Source organism: Pseudomonas sp. X10, from assembly GCF_054889225.1.
This window is the reverse complement of the sequence record NZ_CM142677.1, coordinates 3,598,563-3,612,036: the sequence shown is the minus strand read 5'-3', so window position 1 is coordinate 3,612,036 and position 13,474 is coordinate 3,598,563. Positions and strand designations below refer to the sequence as shown.

Below are 13,474 nucleotides of genomic sequence, written 5' to 3'. Positions count from 1 at the left end.
GGCTGTTCATGCTCGTGGGCGGGGTTCGCCTCATCACCCTCGGCGGCTCCTGGTACTTCGCGCTGGCCGGCATCGGGTTCGTTGCCGCAGGCATCCTCGCCATGCTGCGGCGGCCGCTGGGCACGGTGGTCTATCTGGCGGTCCTTGCCGCCACGGCCGTCTGGGCGGTATGGGATTCGGGATGGGCGTTCTGGCCGCTGTTCTCGCGCCTCTTTGCGCTGGCCGCGATTGCAGTCCTATTGCTCTTGCTCATGCCTGCCTTGCGGGGCGGTGAACCTTCGGCATTCCGACGGCCGGGCTACGTCTTGGCAGGGCTGATCGCCGTGGCCTTGGGCGCAACGCTCTACACCGCCTTGCAGCCGCAGCCGGTCCAGACGGCGGACGGCGCACCTGCGCCCGTGCCGGGCAACGCGGTCGGTGCTGCGGCGGGCGGCGACTGGCGCCACTGGGGCCGCACGCCCTCCGGCACGCGGCATGCCCCACTGGACCAGATCACCCCCGAGAACGTGGCCGGCCTGCAGGTCGCCTGGACCTACCGGACGGGCGAGATTCCCAAGAGCGGCAGCCAGACGCACGTGGTGACGCCCCTGCATGTGAACGGCATGCTGTACGGGTGCACGCAGTCGAGCCGCCTGTTCGCGCTCGATGCGGAAACCGGCCAGGAGCGCTGGACCTTCGACCCGAAGACCGGCGAGAGCATCTTCCCCCGTTGCCGAGGCGTGGGCTACCACGACGCCACGACAACCGGCGCCGCCTCGACCGTGCCTGTCGGCGAGCAGCCGAAGGCAGCCTGCACGCGCCGAATCATCGCGACGACCGTCGATGCCCGTATCGTCGCGGTGGACGCGCTCACCGGCCAGCCCTGCACGGACTTCGGCGACAACGGCATCGTGAGCCTGCGCGTCGGCATGGACAAGGGCAACCCGGAGTTCTACTTTCCGACCGCGGCGCCCACGGTGACGCGCAACCTCGTGATCGTCGGCGGCCTCGTCTGGGACAACCAGGAACTGGGCGAGCCGTCCGGGGTTGTGCGTGCCTTCGACGTGCGCACCGGCGCGCTGGTGTGGGCCTGGGACCTGGGCAATCCGGCCATCACCGGCCTGCCGCCCGAAGGCCAGAGCTACACGCCCGGCACGCCGAACGTCTGGTCCACGCCGGCCTTCGACGAAGCCCTCGGCCTCGTCTATCTGCCCACCGGCAACGCCACGCCGGACTTCTGGGGCGGCCACCGCACGGAAGCGGACGACCGCTATTCATCGTCCATCGTGGCGCTGGACATCGCCACGGGGCGCGAGCGCTGGCGCTTCCAGACCGTGCGCCACGACCTCTGGGACTACGACGTGCCCTCGCAGCCCGCGCTCTACGATGTGCCGGACGGCAAAGGCGGCACCATGCCTGCACTGATCCAGACCACCAAGCGCGGGCAGATTTTCATGCTCGACCGGCGCGACGGCACGCCCATCGCCGAAGTGGTGGACCGGCCCGTACCCCAAGGCGGCGTCCCGGATGAACGCCTGGCCGCCACGCAGCCGTACTCGGTCGGTATGCCGGCCATCGGCACCGAGCCGCTGAGCGAGCAGCGCATGTGGGGCCTAACGCCGCTGGACCAGTTGATGTGCCGCATCGACTTCCGCAAGGCGCGTTATGAAGGCGAGTTCACCCCGCCGAGCGAGCAGTGGACGATCCAGTATCCTGGCTGGATGGGCGGCACCACCTGGGGATCGGCATCGGTGGCCGAGAACCTGGGGTATCTGATCGTCAACGACACCCGCGTGGCGGTTCTGAACCGGCTGGTTCCCCGCGCCGCTTACGACGCCAAGGCCAGCGCGGACGGTGGACATACCGGCGGCGCGCCACAGCGCGGCACTCCCTGGGGCATCGAGCAGCAGCGCTTTCTGTCGCCGCTGGGCGTTCCTTGCCAGGAGCCGCCCTACGGCACGATCAACGCCATTGACCTGAGCACCCGCCAAGTCGCCTGGTCGATGCCGCTGGGTACCACCGAGGAAACCGGCCCCCTGGGCATCGCCACGAGGCTGCCCATGCCGATCGGGATGCCGACGCGGGGCGGGCCGATCACAACCTCTTCCGGCCTGATCTTCATGGCGGCTGCACAGGACTACTACTTCCGCGCCCTGGACGTGCGCACTGGCCGCGAACTCTGGAAGGAGCGGCTGCCAGTCGGCGCCGAGACCGTACCGATGACCTACGTGTCGCCGGCCAGCGGCCGCCAGTTCGTGGTCATCAGCGCGGGCGGCAATTCCTCGACGACGCAGAAGGGAGATTACGTCGTGGCGTTTGCTTTGCCACGGTAGAACCCGTCCCGACGCATTGAATGAGAGCAGAGTTGGACACACGCACGACAACCTCAGGCGCAGGCGATCGATCCACGTTAGGTCTCGCCTTGCTCTCGTTCGGCGCGGGAAGCATGGATGCCATCGCCTTCCTTGCCTTGGGCGGGGTGTTCACCTCGGCGATGAGCGGCAACACCATCGTGCTCGGCCTTGCTATCGGGCAGGGGCATGTCACCGCAGCTCTACATGCGGTCACGGCTCTCCTTGGCTATCTGGCGGGCGTGGCGGCGGCCTCCCTGACGCTCGCAAAATTCGGTCGTGGTAGCGGCTGGACGCTTGGCCTCGAAGGCGTCTTTCTCGCCATCTTTGCTGGGCTGTGGCTTTCCCTTGGCGGCTCCGTCGATTCGGCCGCCGTCTATGGCCTGATCATCCTGTCGGCTGTCGCGATGGGAATGCAAGGAGGCATTGGCCGTGCGATCGGTGCGCCGGGGATCATGACGGTGATTTTCACAAGTACCTACACGGCGATTGTCGGCAACCTCGTGGAGCGAGTGGTCGCAGGCCGCCGCCCGTTCATCACCATGCTGGCGGCGAAGCAATTGGTGGCGCTTGCCGCCTATCTCGGCGGAGCTGTAGTTGCTGCCATTATCACCACGCAGTGGCGAGCGCTCGCACCCTGTGTTCCTCTTGCTGCGATCCTGATCCTGCTCGCCGGATTGAGGCTCCGCCTGATCAGTTTTGGCCAGAACGCGACATGACACATAAACTGGCCGCTTGGGGCGCGGCGGGTCGAGGGAGCGCCGTTTTGAAGGGGAGTTATTTTTGCGTTGGTTCATGCGACTGAGCTTGGCTTGGCGCCAGGTCAAAACCACATTTCTGTCACGAGCCCGGTTGGCTGCGCGCGATGCGGTAGCCACTGCACTGGCTTGTGCGCTTGCCTGGGTATTGGCCGTTTGGCTATGGGGGCACCAACGCCCCACGTTTGCCATCGTCACTGCCGTGGTATGCCTAGCACCAGGTTTGCCCAGTCACCTCAAACAAGCCCGCAATCTGGTGATCGGTTGCGCGCTCGGTATCGTGATGGGCGAGCTGATGTGGCAATTGCCCGATACGCACCCGCTAGTGCGCATGAGCATCGGTATGTTCTTTGCCATCTTGACGGGCGCCGTCATTGGACCAGCGCCGGTGGTGCCAATCCAGGCCGGTGTTTCGGTGGCGCTGGTATTGGCCATGGGACCAAGCACGGCCGGGAGCACCCGTTTACTTGAGGTCGTGCTGGGTGCCTCGGTGGGACTGCTGTTCAGCCAGGTGCTCTTCACGTCCAGCCCGTTCAAGGACATGGGCCGTGCAGCCTCTGACTTCCTGCGTCAGCTCGGCAATGGCTTGGATCGAGTGCTCAAGGCCTGCGAGGCACAAAGCGGTGACGCTGCCGAGGCTGCATTGGGCCATCTGTCGCAGGCACAGGAATCATTGGCTGCATTGCGCGCCGCCGTGGCAGAGGCGCAAGTGAGCAAACGCTGGTCGTTGCGGGGACGACTCAATGCCGACCGACTGGCGCTCGTCACCCGTCGCTATGATCGCCACGCCGTTCGGGCCTATGCCATGGCCCTCCTGCTGGCCGAAAGCCTGGGCCGAGCCACCTCGCACACGCATACATCGCCACCGCCGGCACTGGCGGCGTACTGCCAATGGCTGTCCGACACCTGCATGGCGCTTGCCAAACAAGCTGCAGTGGTGGCGCTCGATGACGGTGATCCGCAAGCCAATATGGGAATCCGGCCGCAGCCCGCCGCCGCTGATGCGGCGACTCTTCAGTCCGAATGGGTTGCGGTCCAGGACAACGCCCAGCAGTTGGAACAGGCACTGCGGGCGCTGCTGGAATCGCGCGATGCGTGATCACGCCGTGCTGTTGGCGCTGTCGCCCCCCGTCACGTCGTAGGTAGCGCCCGAGACCATGTAGGCGTCGTCGCTCGCAAGAAAGACGACCGCCGGCGCAATGGACTCCGGCGGAAGCCAGGGAACACCCAAGGGCGACTTGGCCGTGAGCTTTTGTTTCGCCTCGGCTTCCAGTTTTTCCAGCGGCTCGGCATTGTTCAAATCATCCACCGCTTGCGCGTACCGCTGCCGGTGTCGCGTGAGCGGTGTGTCGATCAGGCCGGGGATGACGGCGTTGACGGTGATGCCGTATTGCCCGAGTTCCAGGGCAGCCGATTTCATCAGCCCGATGATGCCCCACTTGGAGGCCGAGTAGGCCGCACCGAACTTGGTGCCATGCTGTCCCTGCGTCGAAGACGTGACGATGATGCGGCCGCCGCCGTTCTTGACCAGATGGGGTGCAATCGCGCGGATGGCATTGCAGGTGCCATTGAGATTGACGTCGATCTGATCGTGCCAATCCGCATCCTCCATGTCGAGAAGCGACTTGAACGCCTGGATGCCGGCGTTGGCAAAGAGGATGTCGATCTTCCCGAAGGTTTTTTCCGTCCATGCGGCGGCCTCGCGCAAGGCGGCGATATCGCGCTGATCGAGCTGGCGGGAGCCCCATTTCCCGCCTGCCGCGGTCACGAGTCTTCCGGTTTCGTCGAGTTCTTCGATCGTGGCGGGAACCACCTCCAGGGTCTTGCTGACTGCTCCCGCGATATCGATCCCGACGACGCTTGCCCCCTCGCGTGCAAAAGCGATTGCGGTGGCGCGCCCGATGCCGCGCGCGGCACCCGTGACGATGGCAACCTTTCCTTCAAGGCGTTTCGATGACATGGGTTTTCTCCTTTTCGAAAAGTAGGCCATTGCCAGCCAGCAAGACCCTATGGGTTTCGTCAACGCCGAGGTGGAGGACTGCAAACCTCGTCGTGTCTTGAAGGAGTGCTACGGGAGATAGGCGAACAGTCCCGTTGGCGCACCGCCAAACAATGAAATTGAGCCTGCACCGACAGCCGCCAACAGGAAGAAGCCGCCGGCCATCGCCACATGCGTCAGCAGCAGGCTGATGTCTTTTCTATGGGCGGCATAACCGGCGACCAGGCACCACAGGCCGAGCAGGACGCCCATCGTTCGCACCGGATAGCCGATGGTGACCCCCACACCGCCAATCAATTCGCAAAGACCAACCAGATACGCCAGGAGCTTGGCGTCTGGCATGCCCAGCCCCGTCAGCATGGGTTCGAGTTTGGCCTCGCCACCACGCAGCTTCATCACACCCCATAGGATGAATGGAATACCAAGAAAGAGGCGGGCGATCAGTACGGCTTCATCGTTCATCGGGAATCTCCTAAATGCACAACAAGATTCAGCGGCGGCAAGGGCCTGATCATGCCGGTGGAGCTGGTGTGGAAACCCACCGTCAACCAGCTGCCGGGCGAGTACCGGGTCGGCGCCTACTACAGCACTGCAGACGCCGATGACGTGCACAGCCGGGAAGTCCCGGGCGACATGAACAGCCCCCTGCGCAGCCGAGACAGCAAGTATGGTTACTGGCTGGTCGCGCAGCAGCAGGTTACCGCCCATGCCGGAGATCCGAACCGGGGCTTGTCGCTGTTCGCCAACCTGACCGTGCAGGACCGGGAAACCAGTCAGGTCGGACACTTCATCCAGGCCGGGTTGACCTATAAGGGCTTGTTCGATGCACGGCCGCAGGACGATATCGGCTTTGGTATCGCGCGGGTCCACACCAACTCGCGCTACCGCGACAACCAGCGTGCGCTGAACGCCGCCAATCTGCAGAGCGACTATGACAACCCGGCGTACCAGCCCCTGCAGGGCAATGAATACGACGCCGAGCTGTACTACGGCATCCACGCCACGCGCTGGCTGGTGATCCGCCCGAATGTGCAATACGTGCGCAACCCGGGCGGGGTCAGTGAGGTCGATGATGCCTGGGTGCTTGGTTTGAAAGTGCAGAGCAGCTTCTGATGGGCGCGTCTGGACCAACCCTAAGCCACACTAGCCAACACGCCTGAGCCGGCAGGAAAGAGCGCTAGGCGCCATTCGTTCATTGGATGGCGTCCTGTCGCTACGCGAACAACAGGTCCAGGGCGCGAGCGACAGGTTTTTCTGAATCGATCAGTTATCGCTGCAACACCAGAATCCTCGACAGCAACTCATCCCGATCCACATAACACCCCTGGAAATGCCGCGTCCCGCTGGCCGGGTCGAACGCATCCCGTGCATGCAGCACCCGGCGGTTATCGAAGCACCATAGCTGGCCCGCCTCCAGCCGCCGTGTGAAGCGGAAACGCGGCTCGCGGGTCATTTGTATGAAGCGCCGATACGCGAGGTAATAACCAGGCATCACGTCAGCCGGCATACGGAACGGTGCGCGCAGGAAGTTCGCCAGGCGGATCTCCTGGACTTCGCCGTTGCAATCCAGGGCGATCACTGGCGCGGTGCATCGATAGTCGCTATGGCGATCCTTGTTGCGAAATTCCACAGGGATTTCGCACAGCAGTCGGTAGGCTGGCGGTGCTTCGACGCGCAGAGCCTCGGCGATGGCGAAGCCGTCGACGAAGGTGCTGTCGCCTCCGGTCGCGTCATTGACCAGGCAATGCAGGAATTGCAGCCCCGGCTGCAGCTCACGGGTCGGCAGGTCGGTGTGCAGCGGCAAGTTGAATGCGGTATAGGCGTTGCTATCGGCATCGGCCTTGGAGCGCACATCGAACAGCACGCCGAAGTTGCTCTCGCGGATGAACGAAATGCGCCTGGCCAAGGAGGTGAGGGTGCCAGGCTCGCAGGGCACGCCCTGCAACTGGGTCAGCCCGAGATCACGGACGGCAAGCAGCCACTGTAGCAGCGCCTGATCGTCATGCATCACGGACGCGTAATTGAACACCGGCAGCGACAGCCCAGCCTCCCAACGCTGCTTGCGCGGCCTGCCGGCCTCGTACTCGGCCAGGCTCTGCGCGTCATAGGCATGGGCGCGCAGCCAGCCCGGGTCGAAGGCGCTCACATGGCCGTCGTCCCAACGCACGGTCAGGCGCCCGTCATCGCTGATGGACGCCGCTTGCGCCTGCATATCCTCCGGTACATCCGCCACCTGGAAAACCTGCTCCCGCGTGACCGTGTAGACGCATTCGGTACAAGGGCAATTGTCCCGCAGCCAAAGGCTGTGGAAGGGGCTGACTCGGCCATCCGCCCACGTCACTGTTATGCCGCCCGGAACCCGCTCGACGCTGTCTAGGGGGCTGATGACCGGGAAGTTGCGGTAGTCTGCGATCGCGTTCATTTCGTTGACACTCCTCTGCGGTGGGTGAGCGCCGTGCCGGATAGGGCAGGGGCCAGGATGAGGCGGATGGCACGGACGGTACCGGCGACCACCAGTACCAGGCCCATGACTTCGAACAGGCTGGGTGCCCGGCCGACGAAGGCCAGGCCCATCAATGTCGCGAAGACTGACTCCAGTGCGATCAACTGCCCGGACAGCACCATGGGCAGGTGGCGGGTCGCGATGTTCCAGGCGCCGGCACCGATCAGCGATGAGGCCACGCCGATCAGCAGCGCCCAGCCGTACAGGTGCAGCGCGCCGGTGTCGAACCAGGCCTCTTGAGGCCAGCGGAGCAGGTCCATGGCTGCGACGAGGGGGGCGATGAGCAGGGCGCCGAAACCTGCGCCGGCCATCATCAGGCACGTCCATGCCGTTGTGGCCCGTACGTCCAGGTGCTCGATCGCCTTCTGGTTAATGAGGCTGAACGACAGCCACGACAGGATCGCCGTGAATGCGAAGGCCACCCCTAAGCCGCCGTTGCGTGGCGTCGCGTGGCTGTAGAACACGTCCAGGTTGATCAGGCTCAGGCCGACGGCGAGCAGTCCGATCGGTAGCCCCAACTGCCTCCAGCGCACCCGTGGGTTACGCGCATTGCCAAGCAGTGCTTGCAGGACGGGGACACTGCCGATGAAGGCCGCGATCAGTGTCGGCCCGCCGAAGATCACGCTGCCGGCGATGCTCCCGCTGTAGGCCAGATAGCCAATCACGCCCAGGGCCAGCCCGGTCAGGCACTGACTTGGCGTCAATCCGCGCAGTTGCTTGCGGCACGCCAGCAAGCCCAGCACGCCCAACGACCCGGTGAACAGATACCTGACCAGTAACAGATCGAGGATGCCGTACTCACCGGTGACGTACGGGGCAATGAAATTGCTCGCCCAGAAGAAGGTGGCGAGGACGGCGAAGGTAACGCCCCGGCGGCTTTGTGACGGTGCTGCAGCCATGGCTCCTCCTGGATCAGGTCGCGGCGTTGCGATGCTCTCAATGCTGCTTTTGCGCCGGCTGTGCTACAAATGATCTTTCAGCCAAAATGGTTTACCAGAAGTTATGAATAGGCTCGGCAAGTCACTCCCGCCACTGGCATCCCTGCTGCCCTTCGAGGCGACCGCCAGGCTCGGTAGCGTTTCGCGCGCCGCGCAGGAGCTTCATATCACCCAGGCCGCGGTAAGCAGGCAGATCAGAGCCTTGGAGCTGGACCTGGGCGTCACCTTGTTCGAAAGGCGCAACCGAGGAGTTCACCTGACCGAGTCGGGGCGCAGCCTGGCCTTTACCCTCAGTAATGCGTTGACCGAGCTCGCCAGCGAGGCCGACAGGCTGCGCGGCGTTGCCGGCGTCAACCAGGTGGTCCTGTTGTGCCAGATGTGCGAGGCCTTCCATTGGCTGATGCCGCGCTTGTCGAACTTTCACCAGCGGCATCCGCAAATCGAACTCAAGGTCACCACGCTTACGCGGCCGTTAGCGGAGTTTGACGGGTATTTCGATATCGCCATGCAAAGCGGCAATCGCGACCGAGGCGCTCATCAGTTGTTGTTTAGTGCGTCTGACGAAGTGTTCCCGGTATGCGCCCCGAGCTACAGGGCGAAGCAGGCGGGGGGCATGCTGGCGCTCGATCGATTGGCGCAATACACCCTGCTGCACCATCAGACGGTCCCGCACTACGAACTGGAGTGGGACACATGGCTGGCGGCTCACGGCCTGCAACTGCCGCAAGGGGGAAAGACCCTGACCTTCGACAGCTACTCGTTGATGTTGCAGGCGGCCGTGGCCGGGCATGGTCTGGCCATGGGCTGGCGGCGCACGGCGGAGCCATTGCTGTCGCGTGGGGAGTTGGTGGCGCCGTTCGCCCAATCCATCGTTCTGGACGATGCAATTTCGGTCTGCATGCGCCACGGTCAGGTCAAGCGCAGGGAAAGCCAACTGCTCGCGGCTTGGCTCAGGGATGAGCTCGCCTGATCGGGAGGTCATGATCCTGAGCGTTAGACCCTGATGTTTTTCAGTGATCTGCCCCAGTCCACCTGCAGACCAATGCCGCTCTACGTAGTACTACGTAGTCATCCCGCGTATTAATGCGAATTTTCTCCCAGGCCCAGGAGGCCGAGAGTGTGCAACGCCCTACCCGGGCACACACAACAACAAAAACCGCCGCAGCTCACCCGCCCGCGGCAGGAGAAAACCCGATGTCCAATCTGGCTACCCGAATTGCCTGGTTCGCCGTTGCTCTGCTTGGCGCATTCGCGCTGGGCACCCTGGCCTTGCGCAGGGGCGAAGCCATCAATGCCCTTTGGATCGTAACCGCTGCGGTCGCGATCTACCTCGTTGCCTACCGTTACTACAGCCTGTTCATCGCCACCAAGGTGATGCAACTCGACCCCCGTCGAGCCACGCCGGCGGTGCTCAACAACGATGGTCTGGACTACGTGCCGACCAACAAGCACATCCTCTTCGGTCACCACTTCGCCGCCATCGCCGGCGCTGGCCCGCTGGTCGGTCCCGTGCTCGCCGCGCAGATGGGCTACCTGCCGGGCACGCTCTGGCTGATCGCCGGCGTGGTGCTGGCTGGTGCGGTGCAGGACTTCATGGTCCTGTTCCTGTCCACCCGGCGCAACGGCCGCTCCCTGGGCGACATGGTGCGCGAGGAAATGGGCCGGATTCCGGGCACTATCGCCTTGTTCGGCTGCTTCCTGATCATGATCATCATCCTGGCGGTGCTGGCGCTGATCGTGGTCAAGGCCCTGGCCGAGAGTCCGTGGGGCATGTTCACCGTGATCGCGACCATTCCGATCGCGATGTTCATGGGCATCTACATGCGCTACATCCGCCCCGGGCGCATCGGCGAGATCTCGCTGATCGGCGTGGTCCTGCTGCTGCTGTCGATCTGGCTGGGGGGCCAGGTGGCAGCCGATCCGGTCTGGGGCCAGGCGTTCACCTTCACCGGCGTGCAGATCACCTGGATGCTGGTGGGCTACGGTTTCGTCGCCGCCGTGCTGCCGGTATGGCTGGTGCTGGCGCCGCGTGACTACCTCTCGACCTTCCTGAAGATCGGCACCATCGTCGGCCTGGCCATCGGTATCCTGATCATCGCGCCCGAGCTGAAAATGCCGGCGCTGACCCAGTTCACCGACGGCACCGGCCCCGTTTGGAAGGGCACCCTGTTCCCGTTCCTGTTCATCACCATCGCCTGCGGCGCAGTGTCCGGCTTCCATGCGCTGATCTCTTCGGGGACCACGCCCAAGCTGCTGGACAACGAAGTCAACGCCCGCTACATCGGCTATGGCGGCATGCTGATGGAGTCGTTCGTCGCCATCATGGCCATGGTTGCCGCGTCGGTGATCGAGCCAGGCGTGTACTTCGCCATGAACAGCCCGGCCGCGGTCGTCGGCTCCGACGTGGTGTCGGTGGCGCAGACCGTCAGTAGCTGGGGCTTCCTGATCACCCCAGAGCAACTGGAGGCGGTCGCCCGCGACATCGGCGAGCATACCGTGCTGGCCCGCGCCGGCGGGGCGCCGACCCTGGCGGTCGGTATCGCGCAGATCCTTCACCAGGTGTTGCCGGGTGAAAACACCATGGCCTTCTGGTACCACTTCGCGATCCTGTTCGAGGCGCTGTTCATCCTCACCGCCGTGGATGCCGGCACCCGTGCCGGGCGTTTCATGCTGCAGGACCTGCTGGGCAGCTTCGTGCCAGCCCTTAAGCGTACCGAGTCGTGGGGTGCCAACCTGCTCGCCACCGCCGGCTGCGTGGCCCTCTGGGGTTACCTGCTGTACCAGGGCGTGATCGATCCGTTGGGCGGTATCAACACCCTCTGGCCGCTGTTCGGTATCTCCAACCAGATGCTGGCGGGTATTGCCCTGATGCTCGGCACCGTGGTGCTGATCAAGATGAAGCGTCAGCGCTATGTCTGGGTCACCCTGTTGCCGGCGGTATGGCTGCTGATCTGCACCACTGCCGCAGGCCTGATCAAGCTGTTCGATCCGAACCCGGCGGTGGGCTTCCTGGCTCTGGCCAACAAGTACAGCGAGGCCCTGGACGCTGGCCAGGTCCTGGCCCCGGCCAAGGACATCGCCCAGATGCAGCATGTGATCTTCAACGCCTATACCAACGCGACGCTGACAGTGCTCTTCCTGTTCGTGGTGCTGAGCATCCTGTACTTCGCCCTCCAGGTCGGACGCCGTGCTTGGGTCAAGCCTGAACGCACCGACAAGGAGTCGCCGTTTCAGCCCGTTCCTGAGGCCTGAGGGTTCGCATCGATGTTCAACGACTTGAGCAAGATGGGTAAATACCTGGGCCAGGCCGCTCGGATGCTGGTCGGTATGCCTGACTACGACTACTACGTCGAGCACATGCAGACCAAGCACCCGGACAAGCCGGTAATGAGCTACGAGGCGTTCTTCCGTGAGCGCCAGGATGCGCGCTACGGCGGAGGCAGCGGCCGCCCTGTGCGTTGCTGCTGACGCTTGAAAAGATGATAAAGAGCGCCACGCCTGTCGTGGCGCTCTTGCTTTTGGGGTAGGGCATCAGGCAAAACCGATTGCCACACTGCAACGGGACCGACCATGCAACTCAAACACAAAATCGTCACCCTCAGCGTCCTACCGCTGTTGGTGTCGGTGCTGTTCATCTGCGTCTTGGTGTTCGCCCAGAGCCGCAAGCTCGAGGAAGACCAGGCGCGGCTGGTGCAGAGCAGCATCATGGCCGCCAAGAAGGCAGAACTGAAAAACTACCTCGAACTGGCGATGAGCCTGATCGCACCGCTGTACGAAAGCGGAACGGACGACAAGACTCGCCAGCGTGCATTGCAGATCCTCTCCCACGCCAGCTTCGGCGTGGATGGGTATTTCTTCGTCTATGACCGTCACGGCAAGAACCTGATGCACCCTCGGCAAGCTGAACTGGTCGGTAAGGACCTCATCGGCATGACCGACAAGAACGGCCTGCCGGTGATCCAGGCGCTGCTCAACAGCGCCGCGCAGGGCGACGGCTACCAACTGTACGACTGGCAAAAGCCCTCTACCGGCCAGGTCACCGGCAAACTCGCCTATGTGGTGATGCTCGAACGCTGGGGTTGGATGTTAGGCACTGGTATCTACATCGACGACGTGGAGGTCGCCACGCTCAAGTCGCGTCAGGAGGTCGCCTCAGGCGTGCTGACCACGGTGCTGGCGATTGCCTCGTTCTCCTTGTTGGCCGTACTGGTGATCTTCGCTGGCGGCCTGATGCTCAACGTCAGCGAGCATCGCTTGGCCGACCGCAAGCTCTCGGCGCTCAACCAACGTATCGTCAACCTTCAGGAGGAGGAGCGCTCGCGCGTGTCCCGTGAATTGCACGACGGTATCAGTCAGTTGCTGGTGTCGATCAAGTTCCAGTTCGAGCTGGCGGCCATGGAGGTGGCCAACGGTCGGGCAGAAGGCCTGGACAATCTGCGCAAGGGCACGACTCGGCTGGGCGCCGCGATCGGTGAAATCCGACGTATTTCCCACGATCTGCGCCCGTCGCTGCTCGATACACTGGGTCTGTCGCCCGCCATCGACCAGCATGTGCGCGAGTTCGAACAGCGCACCGCGATCCGCACCCAATACGAATGCGGGTTGGACGACACGGCGGTGAGCGCCGACCTTTCGCTCACGCTGTTTCGCATCATCCAGGAGGCCCTGGCCAACATCGAGCGCCATGCCAAGGCGGGCGCCGCTATAATTTCGCTTTCCGCCCACAAGGGCGTTATCGTGCTGCGGGTGCAGGACAACGGCGTCGGCTTCGACCCCGGTGCCGCGGATGAGAGCCATGGCATCGGCTTGCGCAACATCCGCGAGCGGGTCGACCATCACCTGGGTACCTTCAGCATCGCGTCATCAGCCGGCCGCACGGAATTGCAGGTCCAAATACCGATCCGCAGTGTGTGATCGGGCTTATCTCCTGGAGTGTCCGAGACTGC

12 protein-coding genes are annotated in these 13,474 nt (G+C 63.8%); 8 read left to right on the top strand and 4 right to left on the bottom strand.

Going from position 1 to position 13,474, the window contains the following annotated elements; genetic code table 11:
• The first annotated feature begins 8 nt into the window (after window positions 1-8).
• The 3 genes from ACYU03_RS16520 to ACYU03_RS16510 all read left to right on the top strand — a co-directional run bounded on the left by ACYU03_RS16520 (window position 9) and on the right by ACYU03_RS16510 (window position 4,187).
• The gene (locus ACYU03_RS16520; RefSeq protein WP_461891487.1) at window positions 9-2,312 is read left to right on the top strand and encodes a membrane-bound PQQ-dependent dehydrogenase, glucose/quinate/shikimate family; all 2,304 of its coding nucleotides are present in this window, start codon (window positions 9-11) and stop codon (window positions 2,310-2,312) included.
• Between the two features lie 20 nt (window positions 2,313-2,332).
• The gene (locus ACYU03_RS16515; protein ID WP_320539010.1) at window positions 2,333-3,049 is read left to right on the top strand and encodes a YoaK family protein; all 717 of its coding nucleotides are present in this window, start codon (window positions 2,333-2,335) and stop codon (window positions 3,047-3,049) included.
• A 64-nt stretch (window positions 3,050-3,113) separates the two neighbouring features.
• Window positions 3,114-4,187, top strand: a complete 1,074-nt coding sequence (locus tag ACYU03_RS16510) for an FUSC family protein (protein WP_461885721.1) — start codon at window positions 3,114-3,116, stop codon at window positions 4,185-4,187.
• Here ACYU03_RS16510 and ACYU03_RS16505 read toward each other — a convergent pair whose 3' ends face one another.
• Both ACYU03_RS16505 and ACYU03_RS16500 read right to left on the bottom strand, forming a co-directional pair.
• On the bottom strand, window positions 4,188-5,048 hold the full coding sequence (locus ACYU03_RS16505; RefSeq protein ID WP_461885720.1) for an SDR family NAD(P)-dependent oxidoreductase: 861 nt from the start codon (window positions 5,046-5,048) through the stop codon (window positions 4,188-4,190).
• A 108-nt stretch (window positions 5,049-5,156) separates the two neighbouring features.
• Entirely contained in the window at window positions 5,157-5,549 is a 393-nt protein-coding gene (locus ACYU03_RS16500; RefSeq protein ID WP_320539014.1) for a DoxX family protein, read from the bottom strand.
• Between ACYU03_RS16500 and ACYU03_RS16495 the strand changes: the two genes are divergently transcribed.
• A complete protein-coding gene (locus ACYU03_RS16495) occupies window positions 5,541-6,200 on the top strand; it encodes a carbohydrate porin (protein WP_461891486.1) in 660 nt (219 codons plus the stop codon). The genes ACYU03_RS16500 and ACYU03_RS16495 overlap by 9 nt on opposite strands.
• Before the next feature lie 154 nt (window positions 6,201-6,354).
• Here ACYU03_RS16495 and ACYU03_RS16490 read toward each other — a convergent pair whose 3' ends face one another.
• Both ACYU03_RS16490 and ACYU03_RS16485 read right to left on the bottom strand, forming a co-directional pair.
• Window positions 6,355-7,509, bottom strand: coding sequence for a gamma-butyrobetaine dioxygenase (locus tag ACYU03_RS16490; RefSeq protein WP_461885719.1), 1,155 nt, complete (start codon window positions 7,507-7,509; stop codon window positions 6,355-6,357).
• The gene (locus tag ACYU03_RS16485; protein WP_461885718.1) at window positions 7,506-8,489 is read right to left on the bottom strand and encodes a DMT family transporter; all 984 of its coding nucleotides are present in this window, start codon (window positions 8,487-8,489) and stop codon (window positions 7,506-7,508) included. The genes ACYU03_RS16490 and ACYU03_RS16485 overlap by 4 nt, the downstream gene beginning before the upstream one ends.
• A gap of 103 nt (window positions 8,490-8,592) precedes the next feature.
• Between ACYU03_RS16485 and ACYU03_RS16480 the strand changes: the two genes are divergently transcribed.
• The 4 genes from ACYU03_RS16480 to ACYU03_RS16465 all read left to right on the top strand — a co-directional run bounded on the left by ACYU03_RS16480 (window position 8,593) and on the right by ACYU03_RS16465 (window position 13,442).
• Window positions 8,593-9,498 (top strand): LysR substrate-binding domain-containing protein, encoded by a 906-nt coding sequence (locus ACYU03_RS16480; RefSeq protein WP_461885717.1) that lies wholly within the window; start codon window positions 8,593-8,595, stop codon window positions 9,496-9,498.
• A gap of 224 nt (window positions 9,499-9,722) precedes the next feature.
• Complete coding sequence (locus ACYU03_RS16475) at window positions 9,723-11,780, top strand: carbon starvation CstA family protein (RefSeq protein ID WP_461885716.1); 2,058 nt, start codon at window positions 9,723-9,725, stop codon at window positions 11,778-11,780.
• Window positions 11,781-11,792: 12 nt separating this feature from the next.
• Window positions 11,793-11,996 (top strand): YbdD/YjiX family protein, encoded by a 204-nt coding sequence (locus ACYU03_RS16470; RefSeq protein ID WP_461885715.1) that lies wholly within the window; start codon window positions 11,793-11,795, stop codon window positions 11,994-11,996.
• A 102-nt stretch (window positions 11,997-12,098) separates the two neighbouring features.
• Complete coding sequence (locus ACYU03_RS16465) at window positions 12,099-13,442, top strand: cache domain-containing protein (RefSeq protein WP_461885714.1); 1,344 nt, start codon at window positions 12,099-12,101, stop codon at window positions 13,440-13,442.
• Window positions 13,443-13,474: the final 32 nt, after the last annotated feature.